This is a genomic window from Bacillus sp. JZ105, assembly GCF_053903125.1.
Map to the genome: position 1 here is coordinate 2399434 of NZ_CP096387.1, position 22086 is coordinate 2421519.

General features: G+C 39.4%; 27 protein-coding genes. 9 read left to right on the top strand and 18 right to left on the bottom strand.

Features of this window, described 5'->3' with window-relative positions; all coding sequences use genetic code 11:
• Window positions 1-7: 7 nt before the first annotated feature.
• Both M1D81_RS12295 and M1D81_RS12300 read right to left on the bottom strand, forming a co-directional pair.
• Complete coding sequence (locus M1D81_RS12295) at window positions 8-244, bottom strand: N-acetyltransferase family protein (RefSeq protein WP_456266767.1); 237 nt, start codon at window positions 242-244, stop codon at window positions 8-10.
• A gap of 5 nt (window positions 245-249) precedes the next feature.
• Window positions 250-459 carry a hypothetical protein gene (locus tag M1D81_RS12300; protein WP_456266766.1) on the bottom strand — a complete coding sequence of 70 codons (210 nt, stop codon included), beginning with the start codon at window positions 457-459 and terminating at the stop codon, window positions 250-252.
• Between the two features lie 261 nt (window positions 460-720).
• On the opposite strand from M1D81_RS12300, the gene M1D81_RS12305 reads away from it, so the two are divergent.
• From M1D81_RS12305 to M1D81_RS12330, 6 genes are all read left to right on the top strand, one after another.
• A complete protein-coding gene (locus tag M1D81_RS12305) occupies window positions 721-1047 on the top strand; it encodes an uberolysin/carnocyclin family circular bacteriocin (RefSeq protein ID WP_456266765.1) in 327 nt (108 codons plus the stop codon).
• A 933-nt stretch (window positions 1048-1980) separates the two neighbouring features.
• Window positions 1981-2886, top strand: a complete 906-nt coding sequence (locus M1D81_RS12310; RefSeq protein WP_232624190.1) for a hypothetical protein — start codon at window positions 1981-1983, stop codon at window positions 2884-2886.
• Entirely contained in the window at window positions 2849-3388 is a 540-nt protein-coding gene (locus M1D81_RS12315) for a stage II sporulation protein M (RefSeq protein ID WP_226014623.1), read from the top strand. The genes M1D81_RS12310 and M1D81_RS12315 overlap by 38 nt, the downstream gene beginning before the upstream one ends.
• Before the next feature lie 21 nt (window positions 3389-3409).
• Entirely contained in the window at window positions 3410-3955 is a 546-nt protein-coding gene (locus M1D81_RS12320; protein ID WP_456266764.1) for a hypothetical protein, read from the top strand.
• The gene (locus tag M1D81_RS12325) at window positions 3948-4616 is read left to right on the top strand and encodes an ATP-binding cassette domain-containing protein (protein ID WP_456266763.1); all 669 of its coding nucleotides are present in this window, start codon (window positions 3948-3950) and stop codon (window positions 4614-4616) included. The genes M1D81_RS12320 and M1D81_RS12325 overlap by 8 nt, the downstream gene beginning before the upstream one ends.
• Before the next feature lie 244 nt (window positions 4617-4860).
• Complete coding sequence (locus tag M1D81_RS12330; protein WP_456266762.1) at window positions 4861-6216, top strand: IS1182 family transposase; 1356 nt, start codon at window positions 4861-4863, stop codon at window positions 6214-6216.
• Between the two features lie 105 nt (window positions 6217-6321).
• Here M1D81_RS12330 and M1D81_RS12335 read toward each other — a convergent pair whose 3' ends face one another.
• The gene (locus tag M1D81_RS12335; protein WP_024423071.1) at window positions 6322-6615 is read right to left on the bottom strand and encodes a spore coat protein; all 294 of its coding nucleotides are present in this window, start codon (window positions 6613-6615) and stop codon (window positions 6322-6324) included.
• Between the two features lie 241 nt (window positions 6616-6856).
• Between M1D81_RS12335 and M1D81_RS12340 the strand changes: the two genes are divergently transcribed.
• Together M1D81_RS12340 and M1D81_RS12345 are read left to right on the top strand one after the other, a co-directional pair.
• Window positions 6857-7069 (top strand): hypothetical protein, encoded by a 213-nt coding sequence (locus tag M1D81_RS12340; RefSeq protein WP_024427922.1) that lies wholly within the window; start codon window positions 6857-6859, stop codon window positions 7067-7069.
• 114 nt (window positions 7070-7183) lie between these two features.
• A protein-coding gene (locus tag M1D81_RS12345; protein WP_456266761.1) for an IS3 family transposase occupies window positions 7184-8334 on the top strand; the annotation gives its coding sequence in 2 pieces (ribosomal slippage) (window positions 7184-7457 and window positions 7457-8334; 1152 coding nt in all).
• 65 nt (window positions 8335-8399) lie between these two features.
• Here M1D81_RS12345 and M1D81_RS12350 read toward each other — a convergent pair.
• The 4 genes from M1D81_RS12350 to M1D81_RS12365 all read right to left on the bottom strand — a co-directional run bounded on the left by M1D81_RS12350 (window position 8400) and on the right by M1D81_RS12365 (window position 13584).
• Window positions 8400-9740 carry a sugar porter family MFS transporter gene (locus M1D81_RS12350; protein WP_456266760.1) on the bottom strand — a complete coding sequence of 447 codons (1341 nt, stop codon included), beginning with the start codon at window positions 9738-9740 and terminating at the stop codon, window positions 8400-8402.
• A gap of 81 nt (window positions 9741-9821) precedes the next feature.
• Entirely contained in the window at window positions 9822-11243 is a 1422-nt protein-coding gene (gene araA / locus M1D81_RS12355) for an L-arabinose isomerase (RefSeq protein WP_456266759.1), read from the bottom strand.
• Window positions 11244-11260: 17 nt separating this feature from the next.
• A complete protein-coding gene (locus M1D81_RS12360) occupies window positions 11261-11965 on the bottom strand; it encodes an L-ribulose-5-phosphate 4-epimerase (RefSeq protein WP_456266758.1) in 705 nt (234 codons plus the stop codon).
• Entirely contained in the window at window positions 11959-13584 is a 1626-nt protein-coding gene (locus M1D81_RS12365; RefSeq protein WP_456266757.1) for a xylulokinase, read from the bottom strand. Before M1D81_RS12365 ends, M1D81_RS12360 begins: the two co-directional genes overlap by 7 nt.
• Before the next feature lie 272 nt (window positions 13585-13856).
• Between M1D81_RS12365 and M1D81_RS12370 the strand changes: the two genes are divergently transcribed.
• Window positions 13857-14945: a substrate-binding domain-containing protein gene (locus M1D81_RS12370; protein WP_456266756.1), complete on the top strand. Its 1089-nt coding sequence runs from the start codon at window positions 13857-13859 to the stop codon at window positions 14943-14945.
• Window positions 14946-15090: 145 nt separating this feature from the next.
• Here the strand turns inward: M1D81_RS12370 and M1D81_RS12375 are convergent, their stop codons facing one another.
• From M1D81_RS12375 to M1D81_RS12425, 11 genes are all read right to left on the bottom strand, one after another.
• The gene (locus M1D81_RS12375) at window positions 15091-15816 is read right to left on the bottom strand and encodes a DsbA family oxidoreductase (RefSeq protein ID WP_456266755.1); all 726 of its coding nucleotides are present in this window, start codon (window positions 15814-15816) and stop codon (window positions 15091-15093) included.
• Window positions 15817-15954: 138 nt separating this feature from the next.
• The gene (gene hxlB, locus M1D81_RS12380) at window positions 15955-16512 is read right to left on the bottom strand and encodes a 6-phospho-3-hexuloisomerase (RefSeq protein WP_456266754.1); all 558 of its coding nucleotides are present in this window, start codon (window positions 16510-16512) and stop codon (window positions 15955-15957) included.
• Complete coding sequence (gene hxlA / locus M1D81_RS12385) at window positions 16509-17141, bottom strand: 3-hexulose-6-phosphate synthase (RefSeq protein WP_456266753.1); 633 nt, start codon at window positions 17139-17141, stop codon at window positions 16509-16511. Before hxlA ends, hxlB begins: the two co-directional genes overlap by 4 nt.
• Window positions 17142-17380: 239 nt before the next feature.
• Complete coding sequence (locus tag M1D81_RS12390) at window positions 17381-17737, bottom strand: winged helix-turn-helix transcriptional regulator (protein WP_029708013.1); 357 nt, start codon at window positions 17735-17737, stop codon at window positions 17381-17383.
• A 72-nt stretch (window positions 17738-17809) separates the two neighbouring features.
• Complete coding sequence (locus M1D81_RS12395) at window positions 17810-18679, bottom strand: alpha/beta hydrolase (protein ID WP_456266752.1); 870 nt, start codon at window positions 18677-18679, stop codon at window positions 17810-17812.
• A gap of 247 nt (window positions 18680-18926) precedes the next feature.
• Entirely contained in the window at window positions 18927-19274 is a 348-nt protein-coding gene (locus M1D81_RS12400; protein ID WP_456266751.1) for a YxiJ family protein, read from the bottom strand.
• A 290-nt stretch (window positions 19275-19564) separates the two neighbouring features.
• The gene (locus M1D81_RS12405; protein ID WP_456266750.1) at window positions 19565-20041 is read right to left on the bottom strand and encodes a hypothetical protein; all 477 of its coding nucleotides are present in this window, start codon (window positions 20039-20041) and stop codon (window positions 19565-19567) included.
• A 39-nt stretch (window positions 20042-20080) separates the two neighbouring features.
• Window positions 20081-20347 (bottom strand): DUF7003 family protein, encoded by a 267-nt coding sequence (locus M1D81_RS12410; RefSeq protein WP_456266749.1) that lies wholly within the window; start codon window positions 20345-20347, stop codon window positions 20081-20083.
• Between the two features lie 22 nt (window positions 20348-20369).
• Window positions 20370-20765, bottom strand: coding sequence for a DUF7003 family protein (locus M1D81_RS12415; protein ID WP_456266748.1), 396 nt, complete (start codon window positions 20763-20765; stop codon window positions 20370-20372).
• Between the two features lie 27 nt (window positions 20766-20792).
• Entirely contained in the window at window positions 20793-21392 is a 600-nt protein-coding gene (locus M1D81_RS12420) for a hypothetical protein (protein WP_456266747.1), read from the bottom strand.
• Window positions 21393-21448: 56 nt separating this feature from the next.
• Window positions 21449-22078 carry a hypothetical protein gene (locus M1D81_RS12425; RefSeq protein ID WP_456266746.1) on the bottom strand — a complete coding sequence of 210 codons (630 nt, stop codon included), beginning with the start codon at window positions 22076-22078 and terminating at the stop codon, window positions 21449-21451.
• Between the last annotated feature and the right edge of the window lie 8 nt (window positions 22079-22086).

Below are 22086 nucleotides of genomic sequence, written 5' to 3' on the forward strand. Positions count from 1 at the left end.
CTCCAGACTATGATAAAAATAAAACCATTTTTTCCTCATCTGCATATGTATCAGTCCATTTTAGCGCTTTTTCTTCGACAGCGTACGACTCAAATCCAACGGAGCGATAGAGGCGTTTGGCTGAGTGATTAGTTGTCACCACTGATAAATACATTTGCTCGATATCCTGCCGTTCTCGCGCAAAGGAAAGAACTTTTGTCATCAAGGCCTGGCCTGCTCCGCGGGCACTAGGTGTTACATACATCGCTGTCAGATTCGCTCGGTGTATTTGTCCTTTGTATTGATTTGCTCTTCCTCATAGCTCATCGCAAAACCCTCTGGATTTAATCGCAGTGCTTCTAGTCTAAGTGCTGCATATTCTTCAGCATCATCTGGTGTTAACAATCGAATATTCAGAAAATCGCCTCCAAAAGAATGATGGATACTTCTAATTTTATCTTGAAAGGAGATTTTGATCAAAGGATATTGGCCCCTCTGCACATATCTCTTTACCTATATGCAAATTAGAGTCGCTTCCCCATCTGTAAAAACAAGGTATTTCCGATCATGTTTACGTGTTTTATTCTAGCAAAAACGATTCTTTTCTCACTTATCTTTTCACTTTATTTATATTAATCTATAACTAATTCATGAAAAAAATGAAAAAAAAGGATTGCGATGAACTAAAAGATAGCTTAAGATATAATAGTAATAAAAATACAAAAAAGGGAGGAATTTGATATGACAGAAACAAAAAACGAAATCAAACTACATGTTCTTTTTGGTGCTTTAGCAGTAGGATTCCTTATGCTAGCTCTTTTTTCCTTCTCGCTACAAATACTGCCCGTTGCTGATCTAGCAAAAGAATTTGGTATTCCAGGCAGTGTTGCAGCAGTTGTTCTGAACGTGGTTGAAGCGGGCGGGGCTGTTACAACAATTATCTCCATTTTAACTGCTGTAGGATCAGGTGGTCTTTCTCTCATTGTAGCGGCTGGTAAAGAGACAATTCGCCAGTACCTTAAAAACGAAATTAAGAAAAAAGGCCGTAAAGCTGTTATTGCTTGGTAATTCAATTTTATGACCCAATAGAAGGAGACTTTGTTCTCCTTCTATTTAAATTTTTATGCAGGTGAGAAGATGTTATATCCATTATTATCACTACTTCTATCAATTAGAATGAAACAACAATATTCAAATCTAGCTCAGTTTATAATACGCAGGGTTTCATTTTTCAAATCGTTTTCTTCTAAACAATACATATTATTTTCTTGCATCCTTGATATTTTATTCGGATGCCTGATTGTATTCGTTATTTCTTCATATCTTTACTCCCCGGTCTATCAAATAGAATGGGAAAGTGCTTTTGTGATATTTTTGTTCCTTTTCTCTATTGTCAAAGGAATTGAATCTTATAGAAGAACACATATTCTTCCTTTTGAAGAGTTGATACAGCTTGCACCTATATCCGCGAGACACCTTTTTCAAACGCTTTTGTTTTCTGAGTTGGTATGGCTTCTATTTACGAGCTTGAGTACTTATTTGATCTATTTTCTCTTTCAATATTTCATTGCTCAAACACATGACTGGATATTCTGGTTGAAGCATCTCAATGTTATATTGACAGGCTTCTTACTTTTTATCGTCAGCAATAAGATATTTGGTGCTTACATCTATAACATTGTCGTAAAAAAAATTGGGATCATCCGTGTTCTTTTTTTCACAAGCATCTCTTTACTTTTTTTCTTATGTGGAAGAGTTCTAATATCAAACATTGTTTTCCCTTTTTATTACACTTTCCGACAACTTTTTCAATCAATTTCTTCGCTTGCAGAAGATGCGTTTTGGATTACACTTTCAAACAACTTGATGTCTTTATATCAGAATAATCTTCAAAAAATCCATCATGCTTTATTTTCACAGGATTCGGTATTTCTACAATTTCTAGAGCTTTTTACTTCACCCGTCACATTTTTCGTGGTGATATTAGCGGCAACACTCGTCATGAAGACCCCTGTTCGCTGGATTCCGACTGGAAAAGAGCATGATCAAAACTCAAAACATTTTAAAGATTTATTTTATTGGTACTTTCAAGCACTTGATAAAATTCAGGGCTCGCTGTTTCAAAAGAATATGTTGATTCAAAAAGACCTTAAGGTGTTAAAAGAAAAAAGATGGCTTCTGTCTAAAGAGTTTTTTAATTATATGTTCATGTCATATGAAGCCTTCTTCTATGTCGGGATTATGACCGGCTTGATCTCGCTTATTGATCATCAAGCCTTGCAAATTCAGCTATTATTCACATTAAATGTGATGATTTTAGCTAATCAAACATATGAAATGAGAATGCTGACCCCTTCTATATTTTCTTTGAGTGCTGAAAAAAAGAATATTTGGCTCTATGAGCTTTCTCAAACATCTCTTATGCAGTTTTTCTTATCAAAAATCCAGTTATTTTATTGTTTATTTTCCATACCGTCACTCTTTCTACTGTTCATTAATCTATCAATCATGAGTGTATATCACCTTTTTGATGTTCAGATGCTCATTCAATTGGTAGCATTGGGAATTGGCTTTTTCATTTTCCCATTGATTCAGCTGTATTTGTTTCCATTCACAACGAAATTCAATTTTATTCACGAGCATGAAATAGGGACAACTAATGAAGAAATAGAAGTTATCGATAAAGGACAGGCCTTTGCAAGGAATTTTCTCGTGTTGCCTTTCATGTACTATATGATCTTGACCTCTTTTCTACCTATTTTGCAGCATTCTACAAGTCTCATAAGCGTTCTGTTTGCTTTATATTTTGTGATCGTTTCAGTAATTTGCTGGGTGTTATGCCGAAAGACCATCTATAAAGGGATTGAATATGTTGAAAAAAATAAGATGTTTTATATCGGAGAATAGACTGATTCTACGCCTCGGTTACCTCTACGCTGCTATCTTTATTGCAGCTGTGCTAATCGGAAGCCTTCTTCCTTATGATCAGATTCCTTATCTTAAAAAGGATGAAGAGATGTTTTTTCTATCTATTTTCTTAAACAATTTACAAGTTGGAATGGCAATATTAGGCATTGGAGCTTTTACAGGCGGCATCATGTCTGCAGGCATTCTTTTTTACAACGGCTACATTATCGGCAAACTCGTTCAGTATTTGATTGTCAATCACGAAGCGCAGCAGCTATTTACAGGATTACTGCCTCATGCTTTTGTAGAAGTTCTTGGATTAATTCTGTTCTCAATCGTCAGCTCTTATCCTTTTATTTATCTTTATCGATTTATAAAAGGAGAAACGATTGAATTAAAAAAACTGACCCTAACTGTGCTTCAATTGATTTTTGCAGCAGCCGTTCTTTTATTCATAGCATCTCTTTTAGAGCAATACGTTAGCCATGTACATCTACCATAGAAGAAAGGAGAATGTGGTTCCATGGAGCTACTTCTACGACCTAAGCAATTTTTCAATCAAAATCAATCGATTAAAACCATTGTAGGCCTCGTCTTACTATCATTATTTGTGTCGACTGTCTTTTTAACATTTTTTATTATTGATTTGTTAGTAGATAAACCTTTATCCACTGGGAAACAACTTGCCAGCATTATTTTTATCTTTTTGCTGACAATCCCGCTTTATTTCATTTTAAATTTTCTCAGTACTGTTCTAACTTCTATTTATATGTATTTTTTTCATAAAGCTTTTATTTTACGCAAAATGTATCTTGTTATTTTGGTTTATAATGCATTTCTTTTATTAGTGAATAGTGCAGCGATCTATTGTGTGATGGTGTTACAATTAGATAACTATTTTCTCTTGATTCAAATAGTTTCCTTCTTACTCAACTTATATCTTTTACGCATCCTTTATGATGGAATTATTTACTATGCTGAAGGATCAAAAAAAGCTGCCTTAGCAACTGTGATCTTGTATATGCTTGTGACGACTGCATTTGTTATTGGAGGATTCATCAATGGCTAAACTTCAAGTGTCTCAGCTATCTTTTCGCTATGAAATAACAGAAGAGACTTCTCCCCTTCTCGATCATGTGTCATTTGATCTGAAAGAAAGTGATCGAGCTTGTATTATTGGAAAGAACGGCAGCGGTAAATCGACACTTTTAAAGATCATCGCAGGTCTGCTTCCTTCAGCATCAGAAACGATTTTACTTAACAAGCAGCATCACCCTGGAATGGCTCAATATAAAAATCTAGTAGCGTACATTCCAGATAAACCTTTAGTTTATGATGCGCTCACTGGTTTCGAGCATATGGAGCTTATCCAGTCTTTATGGAAAATGAAAAAGTCGGAAAAGGTTTTATACAAAGAGACCTTTCTATCGCTTTGTGATGCATTTGATTTAACTCATGCCCTAAAGATGCCTGTCAAACAGTATTCTTTGGGCATGAGATATAAACTTTTTTTAAATTGTATGCTGGCAAGATCTCCAGAGCTGATTATTCTTGATGAGCCTTTTACCTCTCTTGATGAAGCCTCTCAAATACAATCGATTTCTTTATTAAAAAAAGAATTCTCACATCGATGTGTTTTATTTACAAGCCATCAGCGCTACCTTTATTCAGAATTAGGAAATCGTTTCTTTCAGCTGGATCAAGGACAATTAAATGAAATGGAGCATTAGACATACAAAAGGCATCCTTTAAAAGGATGCCCCAGCTTGTAGACAAAGGGCTAAAATGATCTTTATTTTAGCCCTTTGTCTTCTTTTCAGCGTGATAGAAAACCTTTGCAGTCTAGGAAGGGCGAGCACCGGAGCGCAGAACTGACACCGAATGCGAGGGTTTGTCTACACGCTGCAGCTTGTAGACAAAGTCTACAAGCTTTTTTGTATAATAAGGGTATTAACATTTCTGTGGGGGATGAACATGTTATCGAAACGTGAAGAAGAAAGAAGAAATCAATTAGAAGTAGTGGCATTAGATGAATTAGTGCCTGAAGATCATCTTGTACGGAAAATAGATCAAGCAATCGATTTTGACTTCGTTTATGATCTTGTCAAAGATCATTATAGTTCCGACAATGGCAGACCAAGTGTGGACCCCGTTGTTCTCATTAAAATGGTTTTGATCCAATATCTATTTGGCATTCGCTCCATGCGTCAAACGATTAAAGAAATTGAAACCAATGTGGCTTATCGTTGGTTTATTGGGTATGGATTTTCGGAGAAAATTCCGCACTTTTCTACCTTCGGTAAAAACTACGTGAGACGTTTTCACGATACAGATTTATTCGAACAAATTTTTTATCGAACCTTAAGAGAAGCGATGAAAAAAGGCCTCGTTGACCCTTCTGTCGCCTTCATTGATTCAACACATGTCAAAGCGAATGCCAATAAGAAAAAACTTGAAAAGAAAATCGTTCGAGTTGAGACGAGAAGTTATCAAAATCAGCTTCATGAGGAAATTAATATTGATCGTGAAGAACATGGAAAAAAGCCTTTACCCCTTCAGAATAAAGAAGAAATAAAAGAAATCAAAGTCAGTACAACTGACCCAGAGAGTGGCTACTATGTAAAGGATGAACGTGAAAAGTCATTTGCTTATTCATTTCATACAGCTTGTGATTCAAAAGGATTTATTCTAGGATCACTGGTCACAGGTGGCAATGTTCATGATAGTCGTATGTTAGATTCACTCGTATCAAAGGTGACAGAGAAAATCGGAAAACCAAATGTAGTCGCAGTAGATGCTGGATATAAAACACCTTACATCGCTAAGTTTTTAATGGATCAAGAGATAAGACCAGTCATGCCTTACACTCGTCCAAAAACAAAAGCTGGTTATTTGAAAAAGAATGAATACGTGTATGATGCATATTTTGATTGTTACATTTGCCCCAACGGGCAAATTCTCTCCTATCGTACAACGACTAGAGAAGGCTATAAGCAATATGCGTCCGACTCAGAAGTATGTAAGTCCTGCTCGTTTTTAGATAACTGTACACAAAGTCAAAATCATACCAAACAAATTCATCGGCATATTTGGCAGGATTACCTAGATGAAGCAGACAACCTAAGACTCACTGAAATAAATAAGAGCATCTATGCAAAACGGAAAGAAACAATTGAACGCGTTTTTGCGGATGCCAAAGAAAAGCATGGTATGCGTTGGACGAAACTTCGAGGACTAAAAAAAGTTTCAATGCAAGCGATGCTTACTTTCGCTGCCATGAACCTTAAAAAGCTAGCAAACTGGACATGGAAAGGACCATGTCCAGCGTAAAACACATGATGTTTTTATCAAAAAATGTGAAAACCCCACTTTTACTTTAAGTAAAGGAGGGGTTTGTCTACGGTCTGAGGCATCCTTTAAAAGGATGCCCCTTCATTACCACTTACAGCGCTTCACCGGACGGCAGCAAGGGTTTTTAATATCACTGCCGCAATCGTATTCTTCTACAATATACTCGTTGTGAGTCGATTCAGTGACCGGATAGTAGTTTTCGATTCTTTTGATGTTTTTATTGACGTTTGTGATATGCGTTGGATGAATTTTTCTGATCGTTTGTTCATTTGTTCTTGTGTTGACAATTTGACGTGTGGGGAAAACAACCGTTTCGTCTCCTCCTTGGTTTCCTCTGCGAGGACCAAAGAAGAAATCATCTAATCGATTTCGGCTCATCTCAACACCCCTTCAAGTTGTCTTTCACTTACACTCTATCGTATGTCAGAGGCACCTTTCGTGATTAGATGCATGTCTATTTTAAAAAAAATCCACTTTCTATCTATTTTTCTCTTTCTTTACAAAAGGGCAATTTTAACATAATATACAAATGATATCTTAGGACACCATGAAAACAAAACATCAGCTCTTTTTATTCAATGTATTTTTTCCACTCATTATCAAATAAGAGGTGAACGATATGATCAACACGACACAGCCATTCGAACGAAACAAGCTAGACATTGCACTTGAACTAACTCAATTACATCTGAATCAATATCAAACAAACCATCCTGATCAGCTGAGTGAAATTTACGCGAAATATTACGCGCTTCTTGAAGTACTGGATTTGTCTTCCTATGATCAATTGATTGATTTACTGCCAAATGAGCTCAAACAGACGCTTGAGTAAAAAAACCATCTACCCACATGGGGACTGACCCCATAAGATGAGACAAATAAAAAACACCTTCAAGTTTGAAAACGGATCGTTGTCATCCGAAATAAAACATGGAGGTGTTTTTCTATGGGGACAAGAGTGAGTTATCCGGTTGAAGTCAAACAGAAGGCTGTAGACATGAGATTGGCAGGCGTATCAATGAAAGAGATCATGCAAGAATTGAATATCAAAAATAAAACGCAGGTTCAGACATGGGTGAGGTGGCATAAGGCTGGGGATACACACCGGTTCGAACAGCCTGTTGGAAAACAATATACCTATGGAAAGGGTCCCGAGTACTCTTCCGAATTAGAGAGACTGCGGGCAGAAAATCGCTATCTGAGTCAACAGAATGAAGTTTTAAAAAAGTACAACGAATTGGAAAGGAAGTTGATAAGGAAACGTCAATCAAACTGGTAGAAGAATTGCGCAAAAAGATGACAGTACAGGACATCTGTGTCCATTTAGGCATCTCACGCGCTTCGTTCTATAGATGGAAAAAGAATCTGACTCAGAATCATTCTAAAAGACAACTAGAGAAACAAATCGGCACGTTGTGCCGAGAGCACAAGTATCGATATGGATACCGAAAAATTACAGCCATACTAAAAGTGGGAATGCGTATTAACCATAAAACTGTTCAACGTATCATGCAGAAAAACCAGTGGCAATGCCGGGTTAAAATGAAAAAGCGTAAGAAGAATGGGCAGCCCTATGCCGTGGCTGGTAATATACTCGATCGGAACTTTCAGTCTGATCGCCCTCTTGAAAAACTAGTAACGGACATCACGTATTTGCCTTATGGACAGAAACAATTGTACCTTTCCAGTATATTGGATTTATATAATGGAGAAGTGATTGCTTTTACGATTGGTGATAAGCAGGACACAGACTTTATCTTAAACACACTTGATCAGCTCCCAGCACTGCCTGAGAACTGCGTGTTACATAGCGACCAAGGTTCTGTGTATACATCTTACGAGTATCAGAAAGCTGTTCATATAAAAGGCATTACCATGAGCATGTCCCGTAAAGGGACACCCGCTGATAATGCCTCCATCGAATCGTTTCATTCCTCACTAAAGTCTGAAACGTTCTATCTTAACAGCATTGATCGAACTACGACCAACATCGTAGAACGCACTGTCAAAGAATACATTTATTATTATAACAACATTCGTATTCAAACGAAACTAAACAACCAATCACCGATAAACTATCGGCAATTGGCTGTATAAAGGTGTTTTGATCCCTGTCTCAATAACGGGGGTCAGTCCCCATGGGATAGATGGTTTTCTTTATTTTATACACGTGCAGCCATATCGGTTTCGATTTGCTCTAAGCTTCTTCCCTTTGTCTCGACTAGCACAAAACGGGTGAATAACAGCCCGATTAAGCAGATGACTCCGAATGAGGAGAAAATGACCCCAAAGCTGAATTTATCAGCCAGAATAGGGAAAACGAGTCCAACTGCTAACGATCCGGTCCAGTTAAAGGCAGAAGAGATACCTGCTCCGATGCCTCTGACAGAAAGCGGGAAGATTTCGCCGATGATGATCCAGGTGATCGGTGCCCACGAGAAGGCATAGCACAAAATAAAGCAGCAAAGTGAAATCAATGTTACCCAGTTTAAAATTCCTTCACTGACGCCAAGTGCCCCTAATGCGGCGGGAGCAAAGAAAGAAAGGGCCATGCCCGATCCTCCTACGGTGAGAATCGTTCGGCGGTCGAAGCGGTCAACAAATTGTAAAAAGATCACGGTCGTGACGACAAAAATGATACCGACAATGACTGTAAAACCTGCGGCAACCTGCGGCGCAAGCCCTACATTCCGAGCGATACTCGTTGCATAATAGACAATGGAGTTCGCACCTTGAATTTGCTGAAGGGTTGCCATTCCAACCCCAATGAAAAGAGCCATTCTGAATTTCTTTTGAAACAATTCACGAATCCCCGAGCGTTCTTCTTTGGCGACTTCTAAAATTTCCTGCATTTCTGATTCGATTTCTTCACGGGAAGAACGCAGTGATCCTAATACTTCCCGTGCTTTATGAGCCATTCCGTGTTTAATCAAATATCTCGGAGATTCAGGAAGCTTCAGCATACCAATATAAAGCACGATCGCAAATAAAGCGGCACTTCCCAGCATCCAGCGCCAGCTGTCCGGGATGGGCTCAAACACAAACGCGACAATATAGCTGAGCAGTAGACCAGTTACAATCATGAGCTGATTGAGCCCAGATAATTTCCCGCGGATTTTAGCAGGAGCGATTTCAGACATATATGCCGGAACCAAAGATGAAGCTGTTCCTACCGCTGTCCCTAAAAAGATTCGAGCGATGGTGAGTGAAATCTCTTCTGGTGCGACGGCTGATCCAATCGCCCCGACAAAAAAGATCACGGATGAGACCAAAATGAGTTTTCTGCGGCCAAATTTATCCCCTAAGAGACCGCTTAAGATGGAGCCAATGATGGCCCCGCCCATTAATGAAGAGACAACGATTCCAAGCCATAATGGGCTAAGCTGAAATTCTTCCTGAATATGTCCTTCCGCCCCTGCAATAATACCAATATCATATCCAAATAAGATGCCCGCAAAGGACCCGAAAAAGAAGATAAATTTACTTGACACTTTTTTCTCCAAGTGGATGACCCCCTCACTTAATTAACCGCTTTCATTTCATCCGGTGCTTCTACTGTAACCAGCAGAAGACCTTTCCCCCTTCTATAAAACCACATATTCTGCATTGACAAGCTTTGCAAAGTGAACAATTTGATCAACCGTTAAATTGAGAGACACGACTGTATGATGGCCTCCGCCTTCTTTAATCCATGCTTTGACGCCATCCTGAAAATTCGGTTTAATTTTCCACAATACACGCGCAACTGGTAAATGAGGTGCTGCTTGCTCTGGCTCAAAGGCTTCGACTTCTTGTATGAGCCATTTAAAATGTGTTCCAAAATCCGCTATGGAGACAACGACACCATCGCCTGCTTTTCCATCAAACACAAGACGCGCTGGATCTTCCCGGTTTCCAATTCCAAGTGGAGACACGACAATGACGGGTTTCGTATGAGCGAGCGCTGGATCTACTTCCAGCATATGAGATTGCAGCACCGCTTCCTGTCCAGACGTCATTTCATATGTGTAGTCCTCCATAAATCCAGTGGATTGATGGTGACTCATCACCTTTAATAAGCGGTCCAGTGCGGCCGTTTTCCAATCGCCTTCTCCAGCAAAGCCGTATCCCTTTGCCATCAGCCGCTGTACCGCAAGTCCAGGCAGCTGCTTCATCCCATGTAAATCTTCAAAGTTTGTTGTAAAAGCATGATAGCCGCCTTCATCTAAGAAACGTTTGATGGCGATCTCATATCGCGCCTGCACCTTGACACTTTTTTCCCATTCTTCAACTGAATACGTTCCATAATTTACATCATATTGCGTTAAATACTCAGCAAATAATGCATCTACCTCTTTTTCCTCTACTGCATTTACATATTCGACGAGATCGCCTATTCCAAAGTAATCAACGGTCCATCCTAATTGAATCTGCGCTTCAATTTTATCGCCTTCTGTCACAGCCACATGCCGCATGTTGTCACCAAACCGGGCTACTTTGATGTGAAAGCTCTCATGATAGGCAGCCGCAACGTCCATCCAATCAGCAATTTGCTGCTGGACTTCCGGCTTAGACCAATGACCGGTCACAATTTGGTTTTGTTTATTTAAACGTGCATTGATATAGCCATATTCTCTGTCTCCATGTGCGGATTGATGGAGATTCATATAGTCCATGTCGATCGTGTCCCACGGAATCTTTTCATAATATTGTGTAACAAGATGCAAAAGAGGCTTTTGCAAAAGACTGGTGCCGCGTATCCACATTTTTGCTGGAGAAAATGTATGCATCCACGTCATCACACCGACAACTTCATCGCGATAATTGACCTCTTTCATAATCTTTGTGATTTGATCGGCACTGACAGCCAGGTCCTGCAAGATCACTGGATAAGGAAGTAAACCGCTCTCATTTAAAGCATCCGTGATCTTTTGTGCATCTGCTTTTACTTTTTGCAGTGCTTCATCACCATATAAATGCTGTGACCCCACGATAAACCAAAACTCTTTTTTCAGGCTTGTTAACATAGATATCCCTCGTTTCTTTATGTTGAAGGTTTTTGTCCGTAATACGCATGCTTTCCATGTTTTCTTAAGTAATGTTTATCTAAAATTCGCTGCGGCAATGGCTCCGCAAATTCGTTCAATTGCTTGGCAAAAAGGTTCATTTTGGCGACTTCATCTAAAATCACACTGTTTGTGACCGCACTTTTAGCATCTTTCCCCCATGTAAATGGACCATGACCTTGAAGCAATACACCCGGCACCGCCATCACATCTAGGTTTCTTTTCTCAAACGTTTCGATGATCAGCTTACCCGTCTCTACCTCATAGCCGCGATTGACTTCTTCTTCTGTGAGAAATCGAGCGCACGGAACGGCGCCGTAAAATGTATCGGCATGTGTTGTGCCCATTGCTGGTAAATCAAGTCCTGCCTGCGCCCAAACGGTAGCCCACATAGAATGGCTATGTGAAATACCGCCAATTTCCTCAAAGTGGTTGTAAAGAACTGCATGTGTAGCTGTATCTGACGAAGGACTGAATTCTCCTTCCACCACTTCACCATCAAAATTCACCACGACCATATCTTTTGCTGATAGCTGGTCATACGCTATGCCGCTCGGCTTAATCACAAACAAACCACTGTCACGATCACATGCACTGACATTTCCCCATGTAAATTTCACAAGTCCGTATTTTGGCAAATCTAAATTTGCTTGATACACTTCTTCTTTTAAGCGATCTAGCATACCGTCGTCACTCCTTTCGTTGGTATGAGATGTGCTACCGCCGCTTCTTCAATCGCAAGCCCCTTTTGATAGCGCTTTAAAAATTCGTTGAAGCCTTTGACATCAAGTGGATCGGGCTCCATGAGCTCTTCAGATGTATGGGCAAATACGCGATGGGTGAGAAATTCAGCCAATGTTTGCCGCTGATGATGGACCATATATGAAGCAAGGACAGCCATCCCAAACGCACCGCCTTCTCCTGCTGTTGAAACGACTGATACAGGTGTATTCAGCGCTGCGGCAACCATTTTTTGTCCAACGAGCGGTGTTTTAAATAATCCCCCATGCCCTAGTAAGCGGTCGATCACTACATGTTCCTGTTCCTTTAACCGGTCCATGCCTATTTTCATAGCTCCAAAAGCGGAGAACAAATGGGTGCGCATGAAATTAGCAAGGTTAAAGCGGCTTTCAGGAGACCTGACAAATAGAGGTCTTCCTTCTGGCAGTCTCGTAATATTTTCACCAGAGTAATAGCCATAGCTTAAGAGTCCGCCGCCATCTTGATCTGCTTCTAAAGCTTGCTGCAATAACGATTCGTATAACCTTTCTGACTCCACTTGCAGGCCAAGTGCTTCAAATGCCTCTCTGAATATATTCATCCAAGCGTTTAGGTCACTTGTACAGTTATTCGCATGAACCATGGCAACTGGCAGTCCATCCGGCGTCGTAACCATATCCACTTCTGGATATACACCTTTTAGATCCTGCTCCAGCACAATCATGGCAAAAACCGATGTCCCAACAGAAATATTCCCGGTCCGTCTTTCTACACTGTTTGTCGCCACCATGCCCGTTCCAGCGTCACCTTCCGGCGGGCAAAATGGAATGCCAGGCTGCAAATGTTTTCCTTGATCCAAAATGGCTGCCCCTGCTGCCGTTAACACGCCAGCTTCTTCGCCTGCTAAATAGACACGCGGCAGAAGGTGGCGAAGCTTCCACAGATAGCCTTTTTCTGCAATCAATGCTTCAAATTGCTGGAGCATTTCTTCATTGTAGTCCTTCGTTTGTTCATCAATCGGAAACATCCCTGACGCATCGCCAATACCAATGGCCTGCTTTCCGGTTAACAGCCAGTGAATATATCCTGATAAAGTGGTCATATATTCTAATCGGGATAGATGTTTTTCATCTTCTAATACCGCTTGATACAAATGGGCAATGCTCCATCTTTCTGGAATATGAAATTGCAATACGTCTGTCAGCTTTTGACTCGCCTCGATGGTCGTTGCATTCCGCCATGTTCGGAACGGAACGAGAACCTCTCCTGTATGATCACATGCCACATAGCCATGCATCATCGCTGATACCCCGATTGAGCCAATGGTTTGAATGGTCACACCATACTTTTGCTCGGCCTGTTCTTTCATCTCTCGATACGCCACTTGCAGACCTGTAATGATATCAATTAAGTTGTACGTCCATATTCCATCCTGGAGAAAACTTTCCCATTCATATGCACCTTGTGCAATTGGCTGAAATTCCTCATCTATTAAAATTGCTTTAATTCGTGTTGAACCAAATTCAATGCCTAAAGATGTCCGTCCTTCTTTCAAGGCTTTGGCCGTCTCTTTGTGATCCACTCTACTTCACCCCCATTTTTGATAGCGGTTTCAATTTTCTTTTTCAAGATTCATTGATTCTCTGGTACAATCACAATATAATATTTGTACGTACATATGTCAATAATAAATATAGTTGTACATACACAATGCGACAAAAACCTTCATTTTTTCTAAAGAGGTCATAACAGAAAAGGGAAGCGCCTGTTTTTGATCCGACAACCATGTTAAAATATGTCCATACAATTTCTTCTCAATCCGAGTAGATGATCAACTGAGAAAGAAGTGAAACGATGAAAAAGAAGTACCAGATCATTATTGATGATATAAAAAGCAAAATACTCACAGGGGATTATCGGATCGGGGAGCGTATTCCAACCGAATCAAGCCTGCAAGACATGTATCAAGTAAGCAGACATACAGTTCGAAAAGCCATTTTGGAATTGTCCAGCGAAGGATTTTTGCGCAGCGAAAAAGGTTCAGGCACATTTGTGACCAATCAATATCAAACAAAACCTGCGGGACATGCACATATGAAAACGATTGGGGTCATTACAACATACATATCCGATTACATTTTCCCTTCTATCATTCGAGGCATTGAAAGCCGATTAAATGAAGAGAACTATTCCTTGTTACTGGCAAGCACAAATAACGATGTTGAGCAGGAGAAAAAAGCGCTGGAAATGATGCTGTCCTTTGGGGTGGACGGACTTATTGTCGAGCCGACGAAAAGCAATTTATATAATCCAAACATTTCGTACTACTTATCCTTTAAAGAACAGGATGTACCGCTCATTATGATCAATGCTTATTATGAGCAGTTAGAGGTTCCTTTTCTCTGTTTGGATGATGTAAAATCCAGCTATTTAGCCACAAAAGAGCTGATCACCTCGGGCCATCAGCAAATTGGACTCATTTCAAAAACAGATGATTTACAAGGAAAATATCGGATGAAGGGCTATATTCAAGCGCTAGGTGAAGCTAAGCTTAATTTCCTGCCTGAGCATGTGCTCTTTTTCGATACAGAATCGAAGCAGCAATTGGGGGAGCAAATTTCCACATTCCTGATGGCGCACCAGCATGAGCTGACCGCCCTTGTTTGCTATAACGATGAGGTGGGTTTAGAAGTAGCCAATGTATGCAGCGAAATCGGGCTGTCCATTCCAGATGATCTCTCGATTATTGGACAGGATAATTCGTATATCGCCCAGAAAAATGCCCATGTGAAGCTGACAACACTCACCCATCCTCAGGAGCAAATGGGCCGTGATGCAGCAGACTGGATGATTAAAAAAGTACAAGGAAAAAAGAATCTCCCTGATCAAACGTTTTACGAGCCTGAATTGGTTCCAGGTGAAACGATTAAACGAATAAAATGAGCCCCTACTCCAAGCGGCTCATTTTATTTTAGATTCCAGCATAAGGCGTGAATAGGTCGGATCGCTGAAATGAAAGACATGGGTTTCCCCTCATCCTTAAACAATAAAAAATCCCCATCTTATAAAAAGATAGGGAAGATATCTATTACGCCTCTTCTTTAGGAGAAGGCACCGCACATACGCCATCTGCACATGCCGCTTCAAACGCACTCTCAGCAGTTTTCTCTGCTTGAGCTGCTTCCTCTTTCCAAGCTGTTTTAAGTGCACCTAGGAACGTTTCGGCTGGCTGTGCACCTGCAACTGAATACTTGTCATTGATCAAGAAAAACGGAACAGCATTGATCCCAAGCTGTCTCGCTTCTTGTTCATCTTTTCGGACATGATCGGCAAATGCTTCGCTGCCCAAAACTTGCTGTACTTCCTTCTCATCAAGACCTGCTTTTTCTGCAATTTGTAAAAGGGTTTGACGATCACCAACATGCTTTCCATCTGTAAAATATGCTTGAAACAGCTCTCCCATAACGAAATCGCCTTTCCCCATTTGACCAGCATATTGCGCCAATCGATGGGCATCAAAGGTGTTGGTCAACACGAGCGGATCAAATTGAAAATCAATCCCTTTCTCTTTGCCGGCCTGCTTCACCTGCTCATTCATCGCCACGGCCTGGCTGCGGCTCATGCCATATTTTTTGACGAGCATATCATGAACGTCATGATCGACATCAACAGGTGCGTGGGGATCAAGCTCAAAGCTTTTAAACTCTATCTCTACCTGATCCTTCTCTGGGAATTGTTCTAGCGCTGTTTCCAGCTGTTTTTTTCCTATATAACAAAAAGGACAGGCGATATCTGACCAAATTTGTACTTTCATCTTCATCTTCCTTCCGTGCTTGCACTTTTTCTTTAACGATGTAACAATTATAGTTACATCCAATAGATGATGTCAAGATTCTGAACTTGATAAATGAAAAAGCCTCTCCTTCTAAGAAAGGAAAGGCTTTGAAAATATCTACTCTAAATTTGCATGGTGACCGTACATTGTATGTGTGTCGAGCTCTTTTATTTCCATTAACCTTAAAATGACCGCATCGTATGTCAGAAGAAGCGACTGCTCAAATAGTGAGCCCATTGGCTGAATGGTATGATGGTTTCCATCCTGTTGATCCTTCGTTGCACCTGACAATAAGATGACTTCATCCGATAGATCAGCTATAGGTGACTCAGTTGAAAGCGTGAACGCTGCCACTTTTCCGCCAATTGCTTTTGCCTTTTTTGTAAGCACAAGCAAAGTCTCTGTTCGACCAGAGCCGCTCCCCACAATCAAAAGATCCTCTTCTGTAAAGGAAGGCGTATTCGTTTCACCAATCACATAAGCCTTGACGCCAATATGCGTAAGTCTCATCGCAAACGATTTTCCCATCAAGCCAGACCTGCCTGCACCTGCCACAAAGACTTTTTGTGCGGATAAAATACTTGTAACCAGTTGCTCTGCTTGTTCATCTTGAATGGCTGACAAATGCTCAGAAAGCTCATTTAAAATGGCTTTTACATAGTCACTGGTCTTCATGATTGTGCGATCAGCTGCTTCATTTGTGCCGCTACTTCTGCTTTATTGTCCTGGCTTGCGATACCGCCGCCGACAATGATTAAATCAGGGTTTAATTTCACGACTTCAGGTAACGTATCAAGCTTAATTCCTCCTGCAATCGCTGTTTTCGCCTGTTTGACAACTTGTTTAATCGTCATAAGATCAGCAAATGAGTTTTGACCAACCGCTTGCAGATCATAGCCTGTATGCACACAAATATAATCGACTCCAAGCGCATCCAGCTCTTTTGCACGGGCTTCAATATCTTTGATGCCAATCATATCAACTAGAATTTGTTTTCCTCTTGCTTTCGCTTCTTTCACCGCTCCTTGAATAGACATATCTTCTGCCGCTGCAAGAATGGTGACGATATCTGCTCCAGCTTCGGAGGCCTGCTGCACTTCATAGCCGGCAGCATCCATAATTTTCAGATCAGCGAGTACACGTAAATTTGGAAAAGCCTGCTTGACTTCTTTTACAGCACGAAGTCCTTCGTTAATCACAACAGGTGTCCCAATTTCGATCACATCAATGGATGCTTCTACTTCTTTGATCAGCTCAATCGCCTCTGGTATATTCACTAAATCTAATGCTAATTGTAATTTCATCAACTTTCACTCCCGTTTTTCATCTCACCTTCAAGAGCTCCGCGGATGATGCATCTTGAACGATGAAATGAGTATAACAACAGGAATGACTCAATGTAAGTACGCACTTTTTTTTTACATACTATACTTTTCCGCATATGGTTACAAAAAAGATACTGTCTTTTGGCCAGTATCTCAGCGTAAAGACAAAGGGCTAAAATAAAGTTATTTTAGCCCTTTGTCTACAAGCGGTCATCTTTCTATTTATCATCTTTTAAGAAATTGCTGTCGAGATACTGTTTTCCCCAATCATACATCGCCTCTAAAATCGGCATTAAGCTTTCTCCTAGTTCTGTGAGAGAATACTCAACCTTTGGCGGAACGACAGGATAAACCTCCCGGTGCACAATGTGATCTTCCTCTAATTCTCTTAGCTGATTGACAAGCATTCTTTGCGTAATCCCAGGCATTAACGACTTTAACTCACCAAAACGTTTTGTTCCTTCTCTGCCCAGATGCCATAAAATCAGCATTTTCCACTTACCGCCGATAATATTCAGCGTCAGCTCTTTTTCGCAATTGAACACTTTATTTTCCATTCGTGATGACAACAACATACACTCCTTTAATTTCAAACCACTTTATCATTATACTGCGGCAAAAAGAATTGCCCGAGCATACGGTCTTCGTTATTGATTTTGTTTTTTAACAAAAGCCATCACAGCCTCTGTCATTTTTTGTGCTTCTTTTGGCGCCCTGTCTGATCCAAACCATTTGTTCAGGTCACTATGGCTCAGCGTATGCACCCGAAAAACAAACCGAGAGCCTTTGTCATGATTCAGTTTTTCAGCAAATCGGTACACCTCAGGATTTTCCCAGCCCGTCACCAAATAGACAGGCGGTACATTCGCTTGATTCATATAAGTGACAGGTGATGCCTTTGTCCAGTTCTTCTCCTCTTTGCCAAACACTTTTTTATAAGATGGAATGGCTTGTATAAATTGATTGAGGTTTAAAGGCCCGTCTAAAATCACGATGGAATTAATCGTTTTTGGCGACAGCCCCACACGTTTTAAGTAGGTCGAATCTGTGGCAACCAGCGCCGTCAAATGACCGCCCGCTGAGTGACCCATGACATTGATTTTTGATGAATCAATTTGATATTCATCCGCATGATCCTTCACCCATTTAATGGCGTTTGCCGTATCATCTGCCATCTGCTCGTAATTAGCATCAGGGTGAAGCCTGTAATTCATCGAAACAAACACATACCCTTGACCTGTAAAATAATCAGCCTTTGAAGCGACTCTATTCTTATCGCCGCCTGTCCAGCCTCCGCCATGGAGATAGATCATCACAGGATGCTTCTTCTTTTTGTCTTCATCTTTGCCCTTTGGCATATACATATCGAGTGTTTGCTGTTTATTTTGTGTGTCTGCATAATGGATATTGGTTGTCGGCTTAGGCTGGTTGAAACGGAACACAAAGAATGCGCATACCAATAAACCAGCGATGACCGCCGCAAATAAGAGCCATTTCATGATTCGATTCAATGTCATTGCACCTTTCTGTGTTGGGATGGGGAAGCATGTTTAGCAGATATGTAGAGAAACTAGCACGATTCATTTGATACTAGATTCGTATGTGATGTGCAAGAGCAAAACAATTGGTCAAGTCGTAATATTTATTATACTCCTTAAAGTGGTGAAATTCATTGATTTGCTCTAGAGGGTTGACATCGAAATCAGGGATTTGTTTCTGGATTTTTCATCTAAAAACCAATGTCATAGCTTATCCTCCAAGAGGTTATTTTATAAATGCAATGATTCGTTTTCTTGTTTCTTCATGGTACTGGATATAGGAATGTAATAAAGGATACAATTCAAGGACGTGTTGAAATGATTTGATTTGAGGGTGTTGCTCTTCAAATGACTGACGCAGCACGTTTAACTGTTTTTTTGGAATTCGTTTGTGATCGATCACATAACTTAAGCTGCCTGCAACAAGTGAAAAAAACATATAAAGATCATCTGAAAATATACCAGTTTCTGCTTCAAAAGAGACGATTTCATCTGGATAAGCTGAATCTAACAAATATTGATAACGTTGTTTTAAATCATCGAATAAACCTTGTTTATCACGGCTGATTTTCATGGTTTCCCCCCAATCTCTCATAGTTTTTAATTCTTATTTAGACGCTAATGAGATCTTCCTATACACTGCAAATAAATTCTTGTGAATCGAAACATACGTTTTTCGATTCTATTGCGAGTAACATCCCATTGATTTATTTAATTCTGATACTTTTACGCTCAGTATTAATTCTTTATGAAACAAATCAAAAGTGACTCCAAGTACATTACAACCACCATCTAGATAATCGATCCATTTTTCTACACTACTAAACATCTCATTCACATTCAGATTTTTTCATTCTTATCATGTCACGGAGTTTGCAAATATTCTTCAAATGAAATAAAGTCCGCTTTTTTTCGAAATTCGCTTAAGATTTTCTGATCTCCTGTAAAAATAATATCTGTCGAATCAAAAAAACCGATTTCAAACACAGCTTGAGGGATAGCTGGTTGATAATTCACGTTCCAATATCGTTCATTATCTTCAATTTGAGGTATTGAACTGATATTCAAATGATGTACATGACGAGGCAATGCGGTCAAAACAGTGAAAATAAAAGAATAAGAATAGTCATGTAAAAATTTTTTGAAATGTTCTCCCTTCAGAAATAAAAAATCCGTATAATCCGGCATGACTTCTGAATGAGATTGATTATTCCGATCATGAAGCATTGAGAGTGTCACATCACTTATGACCCAATGATACTCTTCTACGTTTAAATTGATTTTTTTTATTAATTCATTTACTTCGAATAAATTTTTCTCTTTTGCTAAAACGATTCTCATTACTTGCTCCACCTCATCAATATAAAACATCAGACGAAACTAAAAATATTCTACAGTATCAAAATCTGGCCATAATCTCCAGTCAGTGTTCGTGTTTACATCTATAATGCATGTTGAATCTTGATAGATCAAACTCTTAGCGACCGATTGAAAAAAAGGAGATTGACTAGGCAGTTGAATATCCGTTTCTGGATGAAACCATGATTCAGTTGTATAAAGCGGTTTATCATATACATGCTGAACGATGTCAAATTGTTCTTGATCTGTCATCCATAATCTATCAAGGACCTCTCGGTGTTTGGCCATTACTCTTAAAAAAGTGATCCATTCATTTTCTTCTTTTACATCGGCTTGGCATGACTCTGGAATTTTGAATATTAAAATAGTCTCCATTTAATTGTATTTGTGAAGGTTGCTTTGTAAATCCAGGTTCTATCTCATCATCCTCTATTATTTCATGATTCCGATCCACGAAAACAAAAAGCTCATCCATCAAAAAATGGATTGATCCATTTTTCAATTCATTACTAATTGCAAAAAAATCAATAGCCGGTCCTAATTTCGATAAACCGAATAATTGAATCGTGATCAGCCAATTTTCCTCTCTAGTAAATAGAGAAAGCTTCCCTTTGGCAAAATCAAAGTTCTCGTTATCTAATAGTAGAAACTCTTTATTTAGAAAAGACTTATCTAATATGTTTAATACATGGTCTATCTGTTTCATGTCTTCCTCCTTATAAAGTTATTTCATTCAACTATAATTCCGCATCAGTGCTTTTCTAAAATCATCAGGAAGTTTTTGATTCAGAAATACAACTGAAATCCAATCTAATACAATCTCATCTAAAGTTCTCCACGTTTTTAACAATTGTTTATTCATTTGTTCTAGTTGATGAACCGCTAGTACTCCTATTTCATAACCTCTTTCGCCATAAATGATCCATTTCGCAGAAGGGGAAACCCATATCACACGTGAAGCAATATTCATCATGCTATCGTTTACACTATGTATCGGGTAATCCGTTAAGATATCAAGATAATCACTTGGTGTGATATTTAACGGGATTTTCACCCAAGGATAATAACCAAAATTAAAATAATAATCATCCATGCTCTGCTGCTCATCTAATACAGCCATGAGTATATAGTCATCATGATGATTCAAAGCTAAACCTTTTAACATCTCCCAGCTATCATCTGATAACAACCAATGGAATTCTTCGAATAAATAATGAGGGGTTTTCGTTTTCAACACTTGATTAGAGAATGTCTTCATACTGTGAACGAGCGAATGAACAAACGATAGAACATGTTCAAGTTCTTTTGGATCGGATATAAACAAATGTTTCACTTTATGCTCCTTTCTTATCTTCGGGTAAATTTATCATCAGTCATTGATACTCCATTTCACCGCTTGTAACATGACGCATAATGAGAAAGCATTTGAGTGTAATAATCATTGAATGTTTTTTGGTCCTTCAATAAGCCTTCAAGCCAATTTGCTAAAACAGGGTGATCCATTGGTTTCCACCCTTCTTTTAATAACCTATTTTTCACAGAATCTTTTGTTGATGTCAACCCTATTACACAAATTTCCATATCTCTATCTGCCCAAATCGCCCACTGCAAAGAATGCGATAACCAGACCACTATGTACGAATTCGTTATGATATCATCCGCTATAGACTCTTTTGGGTGCGTCCATAGTGCGTTTACATAATCCTCACTTGAAATGTTTACACTCGTTTTCAGCCAATTATAATACCCAAATTCCTTCAAATAATATTCGAATGGATCTGGTTGAAGGACTGCAGTTAAAAATTCTCTATCTTGTGTAACAAATGATAACTCTTTAATGGTTGGTAAAATATCATCACTCAATGCCCAATCAAACTCTTGAAACAAAAAACAATCAAATGTCTTACGGAAGACTTGTTGTGGTAGCTCTTTATTTGTGTCAAACACATGGTCTACTAAATTCTGATAGAATTCGAATTCTTTTCCTGAACGAATAAATAAGTCTTTGAGCTCTTTCAAACAAATGC